We start from the raw sequence: 15,759 nt of genomic DNA, 5'->3' as shown, positions 1-15,759 counted from the left end.
ATGATCCGACAAGCCTTAGAAACATTCTGAAGCTGGTCAGCTAGGTTAAGAATACCTAGCTTGTTCTTAATGATTTTCTCTTGTGTTGTCATCGTCTTAATCAGTAGTTTGAAGGTACAAAAACTTTCAAACTGTCAGATTAAGTCTTGACTAGTTCATTTTGATGGTGGGAAGCAATGGTGTGGTTAAGCCGATACGTAGGCAAAAGTCTAATTTGCTGTTTTTAGCAAATTAGACTTTTTCTTTTTTAAGCGGGGACGGATCTGGGGACGGTTTTAGAATAAAAGTGAATTCCCTTCTATTTAAAATGCGCTTTTGTTTTGCGTTATGCAGTTCCGGCAAACCAGCTTCAATCTAACTTCTCCAGTACTCCCTTTTCGTGTTCGGCACTAAACCGACTGCATTCTGTAGCTCTTCCTTCATCACCTGTTCTACGTAATCTTCATCCCCAACTGTGGTGACAATCGAATCATGAATGGTGAAGATGGGGAGGTCAGGCCGTTCTTCGACTGTCCGCTTGGCTATGCGGTTGAGGAAAATTTCAGATTCTATGTTCTGGAGCAGAAGCGCCAGAAGCGCATGGTCAAGAAATTTTATCTCCTGAAACAACCTAAAAATTTTTGGAAAAACTTTTCTGAATAAATTCTGCTGCTCAGTTAAGCTCAGGTGTTTTTTTGAGATGGCTTGGTCTTCGTGAAAATCAACCTGTGCGAAAAAGGCAGTAATAGTCATGGTCTTCACTTTGCTCCGGTCAAGTCTCAGGGAGGGGTCTATTCTGTTTGCACAGGTTTGGATGTACTCATAGAAGCTCCCATTAGCAACCTGCTGAACGTAAATTGCCCATTCAGTTAGGTCTGATTCCCCATCAACGTGCGTTTTTTCGGACATAGGGTGTTTTACCTCCTTAAATGGTGATTTTGTTAATTTTTGCCTATTTGTGTTACTATTTATGTCGTTTTTGATAATAATGTTATTGTTTATGTCATCATTTTTGTTATTATTGTATGAGAATTTTACTACTATAGTAGTGAAATTCTTTAAAGCGATTACAACATTTTCAATTTCCCAATTTTCAGGCAATAAATTTTCAAAGTTAGTTAAAGTGGAATGAATAGTGTATTGGTAGTTATTGTAAAAGGGTAAGTGGCTTAACTTCACCAATGCAGTTGCATTAACTTCTGTTCTATTGCTGAATGGGTATACTTTATCATAGAATAAAGGATCAAATAATCTTGTGGAAAGAAATGGTTGTGAACAACTTAAATCAATAGCTACCAATGGTTTCCCTTGATACGTGATGAAATTTCTTAACTCTTTTTTCAAAGTGGTTAATACCGTATGTAGTCTAAACCCCTTATCATCAAGGGTAAAGTAGTAGCGCTTACTCACAATATTATATACCATACGTAAATAGGCGTTGTACTCCCGCGTTGGCTTTTGTCTTCTTTCGGTGGATGGGTTCCCTTTGATTTTTCTTTCATAGTCATCTTCTATATACTGTTTAGCTTTTTCTTCATCAATTTGAAGACCATCAAACCAACTGATTAAATGGGGATACTGCTGCCGGGCTTTTTCTCTCTGACTTTCTTTATATGCTTTATAGTTTTGGATAACTTTATAATCTTCAATCGTATCCCATTCTGCTTTTGTCTGATAAACTTCTGTAAATCTGTATCCTCTTGACTTTACACCTGCCTGCCAGCCTTTTGTTCTTTCAATTACGTTGGCCTGTTCCAGATAGGGCATATACAAATGATAATCGGAGACAATCCCCTGAAGCTTCTCAGAATGAAGGGGAATAAAGAAATTACCGTCCTGATCGTTGAAATTCCGCTGGTCATAGGTGATTCGATCATAAATTACATCAACCAGCAGCTTCATCTTATCCAGTTTGAAATTTTTGATCTGCGGAGGGTAATCTGTTATCAGTTTTTGGTAATCCAAATTACTTGGTCTTTGCACAGACATCATCATCTTTTCTTTGTGCTTTTTCTTTGCCATAGCGCGTTTATATATTTAGTTGATATAGATTGTATGCTTGAGAATTATCGTTGATGCGCGTACACGTTAGGCCCATGCGCACGTGTCCTTTTTTTGTGGGGTATCATTCGTAGATACTCAGACCAAAACGATCTGGTCAAATAGGGTACTATTCCAATTGCTTTCTGTAGTTCTTCTTTCATTACCTGCTCCACATACGCTTCATTGCCGGAAGTGGTCACAATGGAAGGCCCAACGATAAAAAGGGGTAATGCTGGCTGTTCAGCCGTAATGCGTTGCGCAATACGATTGAAGATGATTTCCGCTTGGATAGCTTTCAGCAAACGGATCAGAAAGGAAAGGTACTTCGCTTCAAAAGTTTCGATTACCTGATACAGCTGTGGGAAGGACTGCTTTAGGATGGCTTTTCCCTCCGCGCATGATGCGCAATGAACATCACCGCTCATAACTGCGTTGACCATTTCCTTAAGTGCAGCCTGATCGTTGGCACTGCTTAACCCTGCTACCTGCGCAACGGAATGCATGTACTGATAAAGCGTTCCACCGCTTACCTGCTGTTGGAAGGTTTGCCACTCTGCAATCATGCTTGGGCTTGCTTTCTTCGCTCCACCATGTGCGCACGTAATTTCCTTTATTAATGCAGATGGCTTTTTGCCAGCGTAGGATTTGAGAACCTGCTGAACAAAGTCACTTTTTGACAGCTGTTCCCATGCTGAGGAAGTACCGGCACTGTCAAGACCCAACGAAAAGCGGAGCAGGCAGGAAGCAAAAAAAGCTGGTGCGCAACTCAGATTGATGCTTTTCAGTTCCTGACCATTCCATGATACAAACTTTCTGAGTTCAGGGGATAAACTGGTTAATACAGTATGGAGGGTAAAGTCGTATTCATCCCATTCAAAAAAGAAGGATTTATGACTTATATGCCGTATCAGGCGTTTTTGGCTGTTGTTCCATATATATATAGCTGACGCTTCCTTTACTGGCTGAACATGACGGAGCTGTTTATTTACAAGGGCAGAAACCCTGTGGAGGGCAGGTTCCCTGTCAATCTCGATTTCATCAAACCATTTAACCAGATTATGGTACTTCTGATAGTCAGCGCTTAAAAACTGATGATAACCCTTGTGCGCAGCCAGTATTTCATCATCGTTGATGACATCAAAGCGAGTCTTGGTTTGATACGTTTTTGTAAAGCGGTAGTGATACGCCTTTTTTCCATCCTTTCCTGTTGGTTTTTCCACCCGCTCCAAAATCTTTTCTTCAATCAGATACTTCAGATAATATTGGTATCTGCCCACTAACTTTTTCATATGTGTGGCTGGAAGTGGTATAAAAGGAAATTGCGTATCGCTGGGTAGCTGGGAAATAGCCAATCTTTGGTAAAGGAAGTCAACCAATATTTGAAATTTGGCGACTGAGTATTTGAAGCTAGGTTGTTTATACCGGCACAACTGTTTGTAATTCAGATTTTTGGGGTATTGTATATACAGGCCTTCTTTCATGTTTTATATGATTAAGTTATAGCTTTTATTTTCTTCTGGTTGGAATGGGGGCTTCCTCAACTTCATGCTTCTTGTAGACCACCTTGTTGCCCATTCTATAAGCTCTTAGTAAGCCAACTTTCGTGTAGGACCATACCGTAGTGATAAAGACTTTCAGCAGGACAGCGACTTCCTGTCTGGTAATGAAGATTGTTTGCTGTTCAGACGCAGGCAGCTCTGATTCAATTGAATCCAACCGTTTATGGATTCCGGCGAAAGCGTCGATAAGTGACTGTACATCCACTGCTGAGGTGCTGGATATTATTAGATTCTGCATAATATAAATAGGGTTTATAATTTAGGTAATTTTACTTATAACTATTTTCTTTAAAAAAATTGGAGGCTAACCCCAACTTCACATGACTATATTGCTCTGAACCAGTTATTGCCGATTCTGCAAACATTTACAAAAATATTTCCGTAAAGATTCCTTTGTACAGGAAGAAAAATGGACAGATTTTTTAGCAAAAATTACTTAATTTTTTTACTTCATAAAATTATACAACTCAAAAAGTAAGTAGTTTATTAGTATTCTAATTATCAGGGGCTTAACAAAAACATGGATTGGGAAAGTCCAACAGGAAAAAATGCAAGGATGTGGAAAAATTTTCAGCATTTTGTTCATCAACCACAGCTTTGCCGTATAAGGAAAGAAAAGTCAGATGCAGGTGAAGTTGTGACCGGGGGCATATAAAGGAATGGTTCACCAGATGAAGATTAGGGTCCCATCTTTGGTTTATTCCTTTTAAATTTTGAAGCTTTTTTCTGGACCGCATAACATCAGCAGACCCACTGTGACTTTTCGGTATGCAGCAGAAATCTCTGGTCAGCAATCCGAAAGAGGGTCGTCGCTAAACTCAACAGGGTATTGGCAATCTGACAGCTAAGATTGTCGAGGTCCTGGCCCTAGCTAACCAAGGCAAAACCGTCGATGAGATCTGCCGGAAGTACGGCATCTCCTCAGCCACCTTCTACAACTGGCAACAGAAATACGGCAACATGGATACCGAGGAGTTGAAAAAGCTCAAAGCCCTGGAAGCTGAGAATACCCGGCTCAAAAAGATGTATCGCACCGGCGAACCGGCTGAACTAAGTCTGGATCAACAAATCCTCAAAGAAGGCTACGAATTGCTAAAAAAGATGTAAGCCCCACTATCCATCGCCAGTTGGTCGAGATGGTGCCACTCACCAGCAGGCTTCTACGTGTCGGGTCTGCCGAGTACTGGGGCAAAGACGCGCTAGTATGTACTATAAGTCCAAGCGTATTAATGAAGATGAGTTAATTGCCGGCGAGTTAAAAGCCTTGGCTAACCAGCACCCTAATTGGGGCTTTCGGCTGATGTTAGGCTACTTGCGACTGAATGGATGTATCTGGAATCACAAGCGAGTGGACCGCATCTACAAAGCCCGAAAGCTAAATTTGCGTGTACCTGTTAAGCGCAAGAGGCTTAATTGCCCTAACTTGAACACCTTAGCCGCTAGCGCCGTCAACGAAGTCTGGTCGCTGGACTTTCTAAGCCATGAACTGGTTGCCGAGAAGAAAACCCGCATTCTTAATGTCATGGATGAACACAGCCGGAAGTGTTTACTGGTGGTCGCGCACGCCAGCTTTTTAGCTAAAAAGCTGGTGCAGTATCTGGAGCAGATGGTGGCGGCTTAGGGCAAGCCCCAATACATTCGCAGTGAAAACGGTCCGGAGTTGATCGGTCAATACTTGACGCGGTTTGCCCAAAAGTATGGCATTGAACTGCGGTATATTCAACCAAGCAAGCCCATGCAAAACGGATTGGTGGAGCGGTTGAATCTAAACGTGTTCCCAACTATAGCTCAGGTCCAGGCGGCCTTGGATGAGTGCGGTGCGGCCCGTGCCGTGGCGGGTATATAACTTCGAACGTCCCCACTCAGCCTTAGACTATCAAACACCGGGGAGTATGTACCGGCAAAGTACTTGCTTCCACCAGGAAGTGATTACAACTTAGGGGAGCAGGACAGTGGAGCTGTTAAGAGCAATCTCTTATTGTAAGGCAAGAGGAGTGTACTTGGATACAGGCCTTATGGTATTAGCTCTTACTCGACAAGAGGCAACTCCGGGCTATTGAGTGTCACCTGAAGTAATCCATTTCGCTCAACTAAGCAGGGTTGGCCTAAGTCGGGATACCATTGATGTACTAAGGCGATATACTGTAACAAGAGTGTCTCAAACTCCTCACAGCCGCCGCTAATCACGGGTTGGGAAGGCTTTTTCATACGTAAGGTAAATACAAGTTACAAAAGTCAGCAAATGTAAATACATCGATTACGAACGCGCAACCACTACGTAGATTTTAATGCATTATTAATTGAATTATCATATTAAAATTAATTAATGTTATTTAAGAGGTATCGTGTAGATCATCAGCGGAAAGTGAACAAACAGCCGCTTAGATTCAGACTGACCAAACGGCTGACTTGGAGGATCTGTCCAGCAGCTTTATCAGAGTAGCCAAGGCAGATACAGCAGTTCCTGAATCGCCGATGAACAGAAGGCAAGTGCATGAATGCCTCCCGCGCTCGCGTACCACATTAATGACTAAAGAAGAGGTCGTCAGTGAAAGGGATTAACTTAGGTCCAGACAACTCGCTCAAATGAGGCTATGTCCCCTTAAACAAGTACTGCGCTGCAGAAGAATTGGAGCACCGAAGCGATAGGTATCAGAGCTCACTTATTTCTGAACTGGTGAGAGGAGTAGCGGACGCTGCCGCGGTATAGCTGAAGCCTGAAAATACTTCAGTATACCATACCGTTGCAATATCAGAGCGAAGTAAATTTATTCTTCTTGATGTTCAGAGACCTCAAATATAGTTCTTAAAGCAGTAGTAGTATCCTTGAGCATTTCAAGTTGACTATATTGATCTAGTCGCGGATCGTTCTGCGTCAACATATCTATTCCGTTTAAAACTGTATCGACTAATGGTACGGATAACATGATACGATCGTTGCTTTCCTCAAGGCGAATATTGGTGAACCTTAATTCAAAATGTGCCTGCACCAATTTTGCTAACGCTTTCAGTGCGATACGCTTCTCTTCGGGTAATGTACGAGGCTGATTGTCGATCACACATAATGCTCCTAATGGTAGCCCTTCAGCATCTACTAACGGCATTCCCGCATAAAAGATTACCTTAGACTCCCCTACAGTAAGTGGATTATCATGAAAGCGCTCGTCGTTTCTAGCATCAGAAACAACAAATAATTCTTCCGGCTGAAGAATGGCATGAGCACAGAATGATAATTCTCTTTCAAATTCTTTCAGCTTACTCCCATGTGTAGATTTATTCCACTGCCGGTTCTCATCAATTAAACTTATCAAAGAAACAGGAGTGCCACATAGCTCAGAAGCAATTTTTGTAACATCATCATATATCTGCTCCGAAATAGTATCCAGTAGCTGGTATTTTTGTAAGGACTTTAATCTTGCCGATTCGTTGCTTGGTTTAGGGGCAGAACGCATATCTAATCGAGGGTAGCGAAAAAAAATGAATTATTTTAAATGCTTAAAATTACGTAAAAGCCTGAAATTGTAAATATTTTCAGGAAATCAATGACCTTAAATAATGTTATCATTAACATATTTAGTTATACAGTTCATACAGAGACATCCTCTTTAATCATTGATAACTCTCCTCATAATCAATTTTACTAGGAGTAGGTAACCTTAAAGTTTTTCTTACAAAATAATTGACAGAGGCAGTTAGTACTCCGAACAAGACAAAAAGTATACAAATATTTTCTTCATTTAGCAATATGCATAGTAGAACAAAAAGTATACAAAAATTTTCAGGAGTAAGCATACAATAGAATTATGTGTTACAAACCAGCTATAAAAGTAGTAAAATATTTGCTAGAGGTTAATGATAAAATTTATTTTGCCACAACTTCGCATTCGGTTTAACACTAGTGCACAGTTAGTCTAAAGCAGCAAGGCTTGCGAACTTTTTACGCACAGGCGGACCGGGTATGCTCATAACCTGTGGTGATCTGTTGCTTATCTGTTGCTTAAGCCATTACACCAGCAGGGTGTCCCACCATTTCCTTTTAACCACAATAACACCCTGCTCTGATATGAACCTGGATTTACTTCTTAAAAGCATGCGCTCTCTGAGGGGAGAAAAGAATGATCATGAGAAATATACAATAAAATGATTTAAAGAAATAATAGAATACGAAAAGGCATATGCTACACTAAATGATTGTCCATATTGTAAAGTTTTCTTATGAGTAGAATTTCCATTCTTATTGTTATTTACATTTATACTTAGATTCGACAAGTTTATAACTATCTGCCATATAGTTTAGCAGCAGTATACATTATCGTATGATCAAGCTCGCAATAATTGGAACAAGAGGAATACCTAATAACTATGGTGGCTTTGAACAAGCTGCGGAATACCTTGCTCTTGGACTTATCCAAAAGGGCTATGAGGTTACAGTCTACAATTCTCACACGCATCCTTATCAGGAGAAGGAATGGAACGGCGTGAAAATTGTGCATGCCCGGGATCCTGAAGGCAAAATGGGTACAGTGGGGCAATTCTTTTATGATTTTAACTGTATCATGGACATCCGAAAAAGGGACTATGATATAATCTTACAACTTGGATATACAAGTAGCTCGGTATGGGGGAACCTGGTTCCTGAAAAATTTATACTAACTACTAATATGGACGGCTTAGAATGGAAACGTACTAAATTCTCTAGGCCGGTTCAGCAGTTCTTGAAGCAAGCAGAGAGGTTGGCGGTAAAGTACAGCAACTATCTTATAGCAGACTCTTTGGGCATTCAGGATTATCTAAAAGACAAGTACAAATCAGATTCCGTTTATATTCCCTATGGCGCTAATCTATTTGAAGATCCGGACCTTAGCGAATTACAACCTTATGGCCTCAAACCTTACGAGTATAATATGCTGATAGCCAGGCTGGAGCCGGAGAATAGCATTGATACCATACTCAAAGGTGTGGTGGCCTCAGCAGTAACTAATCCCTTTCTTGTAGTAGGGAAACACGAAACAAAGTATGGTGCTTACCTAAAAGAGAAGTTTGCAGATTATCCGTATATCAGATTTGTGGGGGGAATTTATAGTTTACGAACGCTCAACAACCTGAGGCACTTCTCTAACCTGTATTTTCATGGCCATACTGTTGGCGGAACTAATCCATCCCTGTTAGAAGCAATGGCCTCCAGCAGCCTTATATGCGCCAATGATAATCCCTTTAATAGGTATATACTTGGCGATGAAGCCCTTTATTTCACCATAGATACTCAAATAGCTCAGCATCTACAACATGTTAATAAGTCAACAGAGCAGTATCATGGTTTTATAGCTAAAAACAGACAAAAGATTGAAGAACTCTATAGATGGGACAGAATTGTTGATCAATATGCTGCCCATTTCGAGGATATATATGCCTCAAAAGTAACGGCTAATTAGCGTCTTCCAGCGTGTAAAGAGCTAGTGATACCGTTTTTAGCGGCCATTGGTTTTCTCTATTCTGTAGTGCCCTATATCAGGAATGCTGCTTTTGATAGAGGTGTGCATTGAATGCTACCTTTCCAAACCTGACTTACATGCATCAATAAGCCAGAGACCTCATCGGTTTTGAAGTAAAGCCGGTAATTTCTACCTTTATTAGGTTTTTCGCTGGTTTTTGATGTCTACTGAAATAAAGTCAGAAAGCTGGGATTGGGAAGTTGACCACCGTACAAAATGGTGGAATTTAGATCTCGCTGAACTCTGGGCCTATCGTAACCTACTATTCCGTCTGGTACGCCGTGATTTCCTGGTGAGTTACCAACAGACCATATTAGGCCCTCTCTGGGTACTCTTACAGCCAATAGTTACACTGCTAGTCTATTTGCTTGTTTTTAGTAAACTCGTTGGGGTTTCTACCGGGTCAATTCCGCCAATCTTGTTTTACTTTTCGGGTATTATCCTGTGGAATTTCTTTAGCGATAGCTTTATCTGGGTTTCCTCCACATTTATTCACAATTCTCAGGTATTCAGTAAAGTTTACTTCCCCCGCCTGGTAGTACCGCTCTCTTTAGTGGCCGGCCAGTTTATCCGGATGCTGATCCAATTAGGCTTATTAGGACTAATGGTTCTTTACTTTAAGCTTTTTCGGCAAGTCCCCGTGCAGATTAATGCAGGACTGGTGTTACTGTCTCTATTTGGTATTACAGGGCTGAGTCTGGCAACAGGTCTGCTGTTTGCGGTATTGACCGCTAAGTACCGGGATCTGGCTAATATTGTCAGCCTGGGTGTACGGATGCTGATGTTTGTTACGCCGGTTCTTTACCCCATTTCGGTTATACCCGAACAGGACCGCTGGATGATCTATACTAATCCGTTAACACCAATGTTCGAAGCCTTTCGCTATGGTTTGTTTGGGGAGGGAGATTTCACCGCTATGCAGCTGGCAGGTAGTATCGGTGGATCAGGTATCTTACTATTGGCGGGTATGCTTCTTTTTAACAACCAGAAGGAGAAGCTAATGGATGTAGTTTAGCGCGTGTGTTATGTCTAACATAGTCATTCAGGTTGAAGAGGTCTCCAAGCTATACCGATTGGGTACTATAGGTACCGGGTCGTTACGCCAGGATGTTCAGGGGTGGTGGAACACAAAAGTCAGAAAGAAAGACTCTCCATTCTTTAAGAGCGGTGGTATGCCGGCTGATGCACCGGATCAATCGTCCATTTGGGCTTTAAAGCAGGTAAGCTTTGATGTGCGTCAGGGCGACGTCTGGGGTATCATTGGGCATAACGGCTCGGGCAAATCAACACTGTTAAAGATTATTTCCCGCATCATCAGGCCTACGCAGGGGGTGGTACGCGGTAAGGGCAAGGTGAGCAGCCTCCTGGAAGTGGGAGCCGGTTTTCACCAGGAACTTACCGGCCGGGAGAATATGTACCTGAGTGGGTACATCCTGGGGATGAGCCGCCGTGAAATCAACCAGCGTTTCGATGAGATCGTGACCTTTTCGGGTATTGAGCCGTTTATCGATACCCCTGTTAAGCGTTATTCATCCGGTATGTACGTCCGGCTGGCCTTTGCCATTGCGGTTCATCTGGATGCAGACATTATGATTGCCGACGAAGTACTGGCCGTTGGCGATGCCGAGTTTCAGAAAAAATGCATGGTTAAGATGCAGGAATTTTCCCATCAGGAAGGCCGAACCATCTTATTTGTCAGCCACGACATACAGGCTGTTAGCCGCTTATGCCATCATGCGTTATGGCTGGATCATGGCGCGGTAAAGGCGATTGGTCCCATTCAGGATGTCGTTAGCCAGTACATAGGCTCCCCGCAGCTGAATTATCATCATCAGGCCTGGACCCGGCCCGATGAGGCTCCCGGTAATGAATCTGTCAGGCTTAAATCCTGCTACCTGATTCCCGACGTGGTTGATCCGGCTGTGCCGATTGATATACGTACGCCTTTAACCTTTACGTTTCAGCTTTGGGCTCTGCAAGGTAGCCTCCGGTTGGTAGTTGGGCTACGCTTGTTTAATTATAATGAAGAGTGTGTCTTAGAGGTGATGTCTCCGCATGGAGATTACCAGCAGGGCATTCTGCAGGGTGAGTTCCATATACCGGGTCATTTTCTGAATAACGCTTCTTATTATATTTCCCTGACGATTTACCAGGAGAATTGGGCACCCCTGTTCTCTCAGCGGGCCTGTGTTTGTTTTACCGTAGAAGATTACCGGGATCAGGCCAAAGTCTTTCCTGAAAAATGGCTGGGAACCGTTCGACCTGACTTTCCTGTAAAATTGGTGCAACTGGCTAAAAACAAGCTAATGATCTAACAATATATTACCAGAATACTTCTCATGTGTCAATTATTTTCCATAAATGTGCATATTTTAATGTAGCGTAAGTCTCTAAAGTGTATTAATTGTATATAAGCAGGATTTTACATAATTGTAACGGAATTCGTCGAAATTTATACTTTTTAATTTTACTGTAGTCTACTCATTCTATATCTTTATACTCCTCCTATAAGAGAATCAATATACTTAACGTCATCAAAGTATTCCAATAAGCTCTTTACCGTATCTACGTAACTTTTTATGGATGTTTCTACTCCCCTCGTCCGGCCGGATTTTACAGTCGAAAGCCGCAGGCTGAAAGTTATCTCCTTAAATATCGCTATTACTTCTTATACTAGTTTCCAGCAAACCGTTATTGGTGCGGCTCACCGGGGCGACTCGGGCGTTGTCTGTTTTGCCAATGCCCATATGACCGTTGAAGCGGCCCGGAATGCTGACTATGCCCGAGCTGTTAATGGCGCTGATTGGGTAGTTGCCGACGGAATGCCTCTGGTCTGGGCGTTGAAAGCATTATATAAACAGCAGCAGGACCGGATTTGTGGCATGAGCTTTTTACCGAATCTCCTCCGGCAGGCAGCTCAGGAAGATGTTCCGGTGTTTTTCTACGGATCTACATCAGATGTACTCGAACGAACTGCCGCTGCCTGCCAACAGCTGTTTCCTGGTTTACGCATCGTCGGCACGTTGTCTCCCCCCTTTCGTGACCTCTCTGCCCAGGAAGAAGATGAAGTTGTAGAACAGATTGTGGGGTCAGGGGCCAGACTCGTACTGGTTGCGCTGGGCTGTCCCAAGCAGGAGAAATGGATGATGCAGGTACGTAATCGCATTCCCGCTATTATGTTAGGCATTGGTGGCGCGTTGCCGGTGTTGGCGGGCGAAGTAAGCCGTGCCCCCGGGTGGATGCAGCGGGCTGGTTTCGAATGGCTTTACCGGCTCGGTCAGGAGCCCAGGCGTTTGTTTAAACGCTATGCTATTGGTAACACGCTCTATATATTATTTTTTCTGCGCCAGGCGGTGACCCGCCGGTAAATTTATCATTTGCGTATAGTTACTATTTACTTGTACTTAATAAAATGAAAAAAGCCCTCATCACCGGCATTACCGGTCAGGATGGTGCCTATCTGGCCGAACTGCTGCTGGAAAAAGGCTATGAGGTTCACGGTATCAAGCGCCGAACTTCTTTATTCAACACCCAACGCATCGATCATCTCTACGAAGATCCCCACGAAGCAAAAGTACGCTTTAAACTGCATTACGGCGATCTGGCCGACTCTACCAACATCATCCGGATTATCCAGGAAGTACAGCCTGATGAAATATACAACCTGGGTGCTATGTCCCATGTACGCGTCAGCTTCGATGAACCGGAATACACGGCCCAGGTCGATGGCATCGGTACACTTCGCATTCTGGAAGCGGTGCGGCTGCTGGGCTTAACCCACAAGACACGCATCTACCAGGCCTCTACCTCTGAGTTGTATGGAGGGGTGCAGGGGCATGCGCAGTCGGAAACGACGCCTTTTTACCCCCGCTCGCCCTATGCAGTGGCCAAACTGTACGGCTATTGGATAACGGTCAACTACCGGGAGGCTTACAATATGTACGCCTGCAACGGTATCCTCTTCAACCATGAGTCTCCGCTGCGGGGCGAAACCTTCGTGACCCGCAAAATCACCCGTGCCGTAGCCCGGATTGGTCTGGGTCTGCAGGATAAAGTTTACTTGGGAAACCTGGACTCGCTGCGCGACTGGGGTCATGCCAAAGACTATGTAGAAGCCATGTGGCTGATACTGCAACAGGAGCAGGCCGAGGATTTTGTAATAGCGACCGGAATAACCACCAGTGTCCGTGACTTTGTTCGGATGGCATTTGCAGAAATTGGTGTTGAGTTGGCGTTTGAGGGCGAAGGTGTAGCGGAGCGCGCTTTTGTAGTAAACGCAATTAATCCTGACTTCCCAATTGAATTTGGCAAAGAGGTGTTATGCATTGATCCTCGTTACTTCCGTCCAACGGAAGTAGATCTCTTGCTGGGCGACCCGACCAAAGCTATGACTAGATTAGGCTGGAAACCGAAGTACGATCTACCGGCTTTGGTCAAAGATATGATGTTAGCCGATATCGATCTGTTTCGCCGAGACCAGTTACTAGCTGAAAGTGGCCATCAGATTCTTAACTATTTTGAATAGCCCAAGCTACCTGTAACGTTTCATGAAAATGAGTGCCAAGATTTCTACTTTAGCACCGATTGTTCTTTTTGCTTACAACAGAGCTAATGAGCTTAAGCAAACTATTGAAGCGCTCCAAGCTAATTATCTTGCAAACGAAAGTGAAATTCATGTGTTCTCAGATGGCCCCCGTAAACTGGACGACATACCAAAAGTTGAAAAGGTCCGAAGGATTATTAATAATATGTCTGGCTTTAAGCAAGTTCATCGGTATTATGCTGAATGTAATCATGGGCTAGCTGAGTCCGTGATTACTGGAGTATCACAAGTATTGTTAAAATATTCAAATGTAATCGTATTAGAAGATGATTTACAAACAAGTCCTAACTTTCTCGACTACATGAACCATAGTTTAAATCAATATGAAAGTAACACTATGGTTTTCTCAATTGCAGGGTACACTTTTCCAATAAAGCGTCCTCATGATTATCCTTTTGATGTATATTTGTTTCCGAGAACAGGGTCGTGGGGCTGGGCTACATGGGCCGATCGTTGGAAGAAAGCTGATTGGGACGTGGTAGATTACAAAATGTTCATGAGCACACCAGAGCATCGCAAAGCTTTTAACCAAGGTGGTGCGGACTTAGCAAGTATGTTGCAAAGACAACAAAATGGTGAAATTAATTCGTGGGCAATTCGCTGGTGCTACAGTCAATATAAATTTGGAGGTTTAACATTGTATCCTACAATATCAAAAGTACAAAATATTGGTTTTTCTGATGAAGCTACTCACACAAAAGTCTTTAATAGATACCAGACAATACTAGATAAAGGACTTGAACGGGAATTTAACTTACCATTAGATCCAATCCTTAAAAATTATTATTTAAAGCAAGTACAGAAGCAGTTTAGTTTTAAAATAAGGTTAATTAACCGCTTAAAAACCTATATAGGTGTACGTTCAAAGAGTAACTATTTTCTAAATACAACGAGATGAGAGTGCTTTTTATCCATAACTACTATCAAAATTCTGGAGGAGAAGATGTGGTTTTTGAGCAAGAAGTAGCTATGTTGCGGGAGTATGGAATTACAGTCGAATGCTTATTATTCAATAATAACGGGTTTGATAAAGGAACTATTATAAATAAATTAAAAATTGGATACACAACAATTTATAATGTACAATCTATAAAAATACTAAAAGATGTATTAGAAAATTTTAAACCTAATATTGTTCATATTCACAATTTATTCTACACAGCATCACCCGCAATCATAAAGACTATAAAGGATTGTGGCATACCGGTAGTAATGACACTTCACAATTACCGGCTAGTATGCTCAAGTGGAATGCTAATGCGTTCAGGTGAAATACCATGTGAGAAATGCACAAACAAAATATTACCATTTGACGGGATCCGAAACAAATGTTTTCGAGAGTCAAGACTTCAGACTGCTCAGTTAACCGCAACAGTAGCTATTCATAAATTAATAGGAACTTGGAAAAGAATAGATAAGTTTATTGTATTAACAAACTTTGCAAGGGAGAAAATTTTAAATTCATCATTACGCTTATTGCCAAGCCAAATAGTTGTAAAGCCAAATGCGGTACCAGATTATGGGTATAATGAACAAAATAGCCGAGAAAATTTTTTTCTGTACGTAGGGAGGTTATCCCAAGAAAAAGGTATAAGAACTTTGATACAAGCAGCAAAAGAATATAATTTTACAATAAAAATAATTGGTGATGGACCTTTAAGGCTAGATGTAGAAAATGCCGTTCTAAATAATAACAATATTAAATATTTAGGTCAACAGCCAAAAGAAGTTGTTGTAAACGAACTTAAAAAGAGTAGTGCAGTGATCGTTCCATCAATATGTTATGAAGGGTTACCAACAATAATATTGGAAGCTTTTTCAACAGGCACTGTAGTTATTCATTCGGATTCTCCAAATTTAAACTTAATTGTAAATGAAAGTGGTTATAAATTTAAGACAAATGACTCTCAATCATTAATTGAAAAAGTTAAAGAAGTTCAAGAAACAGAAAAGAACTTAAATAAATTTAATCTATCAAGGGCTTTGTATATAGAAAACTATACAGAAGAAGCAGTATTGCAAACTCAATTGAAAGTTTACAAGGAGGTAATCAGAAGGAAGTAAATTGAGAATGGCAAGAAAA

At 41.8% G+C, this 15,759-nt stretch carries 14 protein-coding genes; 10 read left to right on the top strand and 4 right to left on the bottom strand.

What is annotated here, in order from left to right:
* Nucleotides 1–354 precede the first annotated feature (354 nt).
* From ABD949_RS16280 to ABD949_RS16270, 3 genes are read right to left on the bottom strand one after another with little or no spacing between them, the layout of a single operon-like run.
* Nucleotides 355–2,001, bottom strand: coding sequence for a hypothetical protein (locus ABD949_RS16280; protein WP_345244909.1), 1,647 nt, complete (start codon nt 1,999–2,001; stop codon nt 355–357).
* 44 nt (nt 2,002–2,045) lie between these two features.
* Entirely contained in the window at nt 2,046–3,503 is a 1,458-nt protein-coding gene (locus ABD949_RS16275; RefSeq protein ID WP_345244908.1) for a hypothetical protein, read from the bottom strand.
* A gap of 25 nt (nt 3,504–3,528) precedes the next feature.
* The gene (locus ABD949_RS16270) at nt 3,529–3,819 is read right to left on the bottom strand and encodes a helix-turn-helix domain-containing protein (protein ID WP_345244907.1); all 291 of its coding nucleotides are present in this window, start codon (nt 3,817–3,819) and stop codon (nt 3,529–3,531) included.
* Between the two features lie 590 nt (nt 3,820–4,409).
* Between ABD949_RS16270 and ABD949_RS16265 the strand changes: the two genes are divergently transcribed.
* From ABD949_RS16265 to ABD949_RS16255, 3 genes are all read left to right on the top strand, one after another.
* A complete protein-coding gene (locus tag ABD949_RS16265; RefSeq protein WP_345244916.1) occupies nt 4,410–4,688 on the top strand; it encodes a transposase in 279 nt (92 codons plus the stop codon).
* A 97-nt stretch (nt 4,689–4,785) separates the two neighbouring features.
* Nucleotides 4,786–5,202: an IS3 family transposase gene (locus tag ABD949_RS16260; protein ID WP_345244906.1), complete on the top strand. Its 417-nt coding sequence runs from the start codon at nt 4,786–4,788 to the stop codon at nt 5,200–5,202.
* A 39-nt stretch (nt 5,203–5,241) separates the two neighbouring features.
* Nucleotides 5,242–5,427: an integrase core domain-containing protein gene (locus tag ABD949_RS16255; protein WP_345244905.1), complete on the top strand. Its 186-nt coding sequence runs from the start codon at nt 5,242–5,244 to the stop codon at nt 5,425–5,427.
* A 922-nt stretch (nt 5,428–6,349) separates the two neighbouring features.
* Here the strand turns inward: ABD949_RS16255 and ABD949_RS16250 are convergent.
* A complete protein-coding gene (locus ABD949_RS16250; RefSeq protein ID WP_345244904.1) occupies nt 6,350–7,033 on the bottom strand; it encodes a GAF domain-containing protein in 684 nt (227 codons plus the stop codon).
* Nucleotides 7,034–7,897: 864 nt separating this feature from the next.
* Here ABD949_RS16250 and ABD949_RS16245 point away from each other — a divergent pair.
* The 7 genes from ABD949_RS16245 (at nt 7,898) to ABD949_RS16215 (ending at nt 15,740) form a co-directional block, all read left to right on the top strand.
* Complete coding sequence (locus ABD949_RS16245) at nt 7,898–9,013, top strand: DUF1972 domain-containing protein (protein WP_345244903.1); 1,116 nt, start codon at nt 7,898–7,900, stop codon at nt 9,011–9,013.
* 220 nt (nt 9,014–9,233) lie between these two features.
* Entirely contained in the window at nt 9,234–10,088 is an 855-nt protein-coding gene (locus tag ABD949_RS16240) for an ABC transporter permease (RefSeq protein ID WP_486348244.1), read from the top strand.
* Between the two features lie 10 nt (nt 10,089–10,098).
* Complete coding sequence (locus tag ABD949_RS16235; RefSeq protein ID WP_345244902.1) at nt 10,099–11,388, top strand: ABC transporter ATP-binding protein; 1,290 nt, start codon at nt 10,099–10,101, stop codon at nt 11,386–11,388.
* A gap of 264 nt (nt 11,389–11,652) precedes the next feature.
* Nucleotides 11,653–12,441 carry a WecB/TagA/CpsF family glycosyltransferase gene (locus ABD949_RS16230; protein ID WP_345244901.1) on the top strand — a complete coding sequence of 263 codons (789 nt, stop codon included), beginning with the start codon at nt 11,653–11,655 and terminating at the stop codon, nt 12,439–12,441.
* A 44-nt stretch (nt 12,442–12,485) separates the two neighbouring features.
* Nucleotides 12,486–13,598: a GDP-mannose 4,6-dehydratase gene (gene gmd, locus ABD949_RS16225; RefSeq protein ID WP_345244900.1), complete on the top strand. Its 1,113-nt coding sequence runs from the start codon at nt 12,486–12,488 to the stop codon at nt 13,596–13,598.
* 28 nt (nt 13,599–13,626) lie between these two features.
* Complete coding sequence (locus ABD949_RS16220) at nt 13,627–14,574, top strand: glycosyltransferase (protein ID WP_345244899.1); 948 nt, start codon at nt 13,627–13,629, stop codon at nt 14,572–14,574.
* On the top strand, nt 14,571–15,740 hold the full coding sequence (locus ABD949_RS16215) for a glycosyltransferase family 4 protein (RefSeq protein ID WP_345244898.1): 1,170 nt from the start codon (nt 14,571–14,573) through the stop codon (nt 15,738–15,740). Before ABD949_RS16220 ends, ABD949_RS16215 begins: the two co-directional genes overlap by 4 nt.
* Nucleotides 15,741–15,759 lie beyond the last annotated feature (19 nt).

It is taken from the genome of Nibrella saemangeumensis (genome assembly GCF_039541915.1).
Classification (GTDB): domain Bacteria; phylum Bacteroidota; class Bacteroidia; order Cytophagales; family Spirosomataceae; genus Nibrella; species Nibrella saemangeumensis.
This window is presented reverse-complemented; position numbering and strand designations above follow the sequence as displayed.

What these genes read in the sequence shown, in the direction of transcription:
- ABD949_RS16280 (WP_345244909.1), bottom strand. Translation starts at nt 2,001, where the DNA reads ATGGCAAAGAAAAAGCACAAAGAAAAGATGATGATGTCTGTGCAAAGA.
- ABD949_RS16275 (WP_345244908.1), bottom strand. Translation starts at nt 3,503, where the DNA reads ATGAAAGAAGGCCTGTATATACAATACCCCAAAAATCTGAATTACAAA.
- ABD949_RS16270 (WP_345244907.1), bottom strand. Translation starts at nt 3,819, where the DNA reads ATGCAGAATCTAATAATATCCAGCACCTCAGCAGTGGATGTACAGTCA.
- ABD949_RS16260 (WP_345244906.1), top strand. Translation starts at nt 4,786, where the DNA reads ATGTACTATAAGTCCAAGCGTATTAATGAAGATGAGTTAATTGCCGGC.
- ABD949_RS16250 (WP_345244904.1), bottom strand. Translation starts at nt 7,033, where the DNA reads ATGCGTTCTGCCCCTAAACCAAGCAACGAATCGGCAAGATTAAAGTCC.
- ABD949_RS16245 (WP_345244903.1), top strand. Translation starts at nt 7,898, where the DNA reads ATGATCAAGCTCGCAATAATTGGAACAAGAGGAATACCTAATAACTAT.
- ABD949_RS16240 (WP_486348244.1), top strand. Translation starts at nt 9,234, where the DNA reads ATGTCTACTGAAATAAAGTCAGAAAGCTGGGATTGGGAAGTTGACCAC.
- ABD949_RS16235 (WP_345244902.1), top strand. Translation starts at nt 10,099, where the DNA reads ATGTCTAACATAGTCATTCAGGTTGAAGAGGTCTCCAAGCTATACCGA.
- ABD949_RS16230 (WP_345244901.1), top strand. Translation starts at nt 11,653, where the DNA reads ATGGATGTTTCTACTCCCCTCGTCCGGCCGGATTTTACAGTCGAAAGC.
- gmd (WP_345244900.1), top strand. Translation starts at nt 12,486, where the DNA reads ATGAAAAAAGCCCTCATCACCGGCATTACCGGTCAGGATGGTGCCTAT.
- ABD949_RS16220 (WP_345244899.1), top strand. Translation starts at nt 13,627, where the DNA reads ATGAGTGCCAAGATTTCTACTTTAGCACCGATTGTTCTTTTTGCTTAC.
- ABD949_RS16215 (WP_345244898.1), top strand. Translation starts at nt 14,571, where the DNA reads ATGAGAGTGCTTTTTATCCATAACTACTATCAAAATTCTGGAGGAGAA.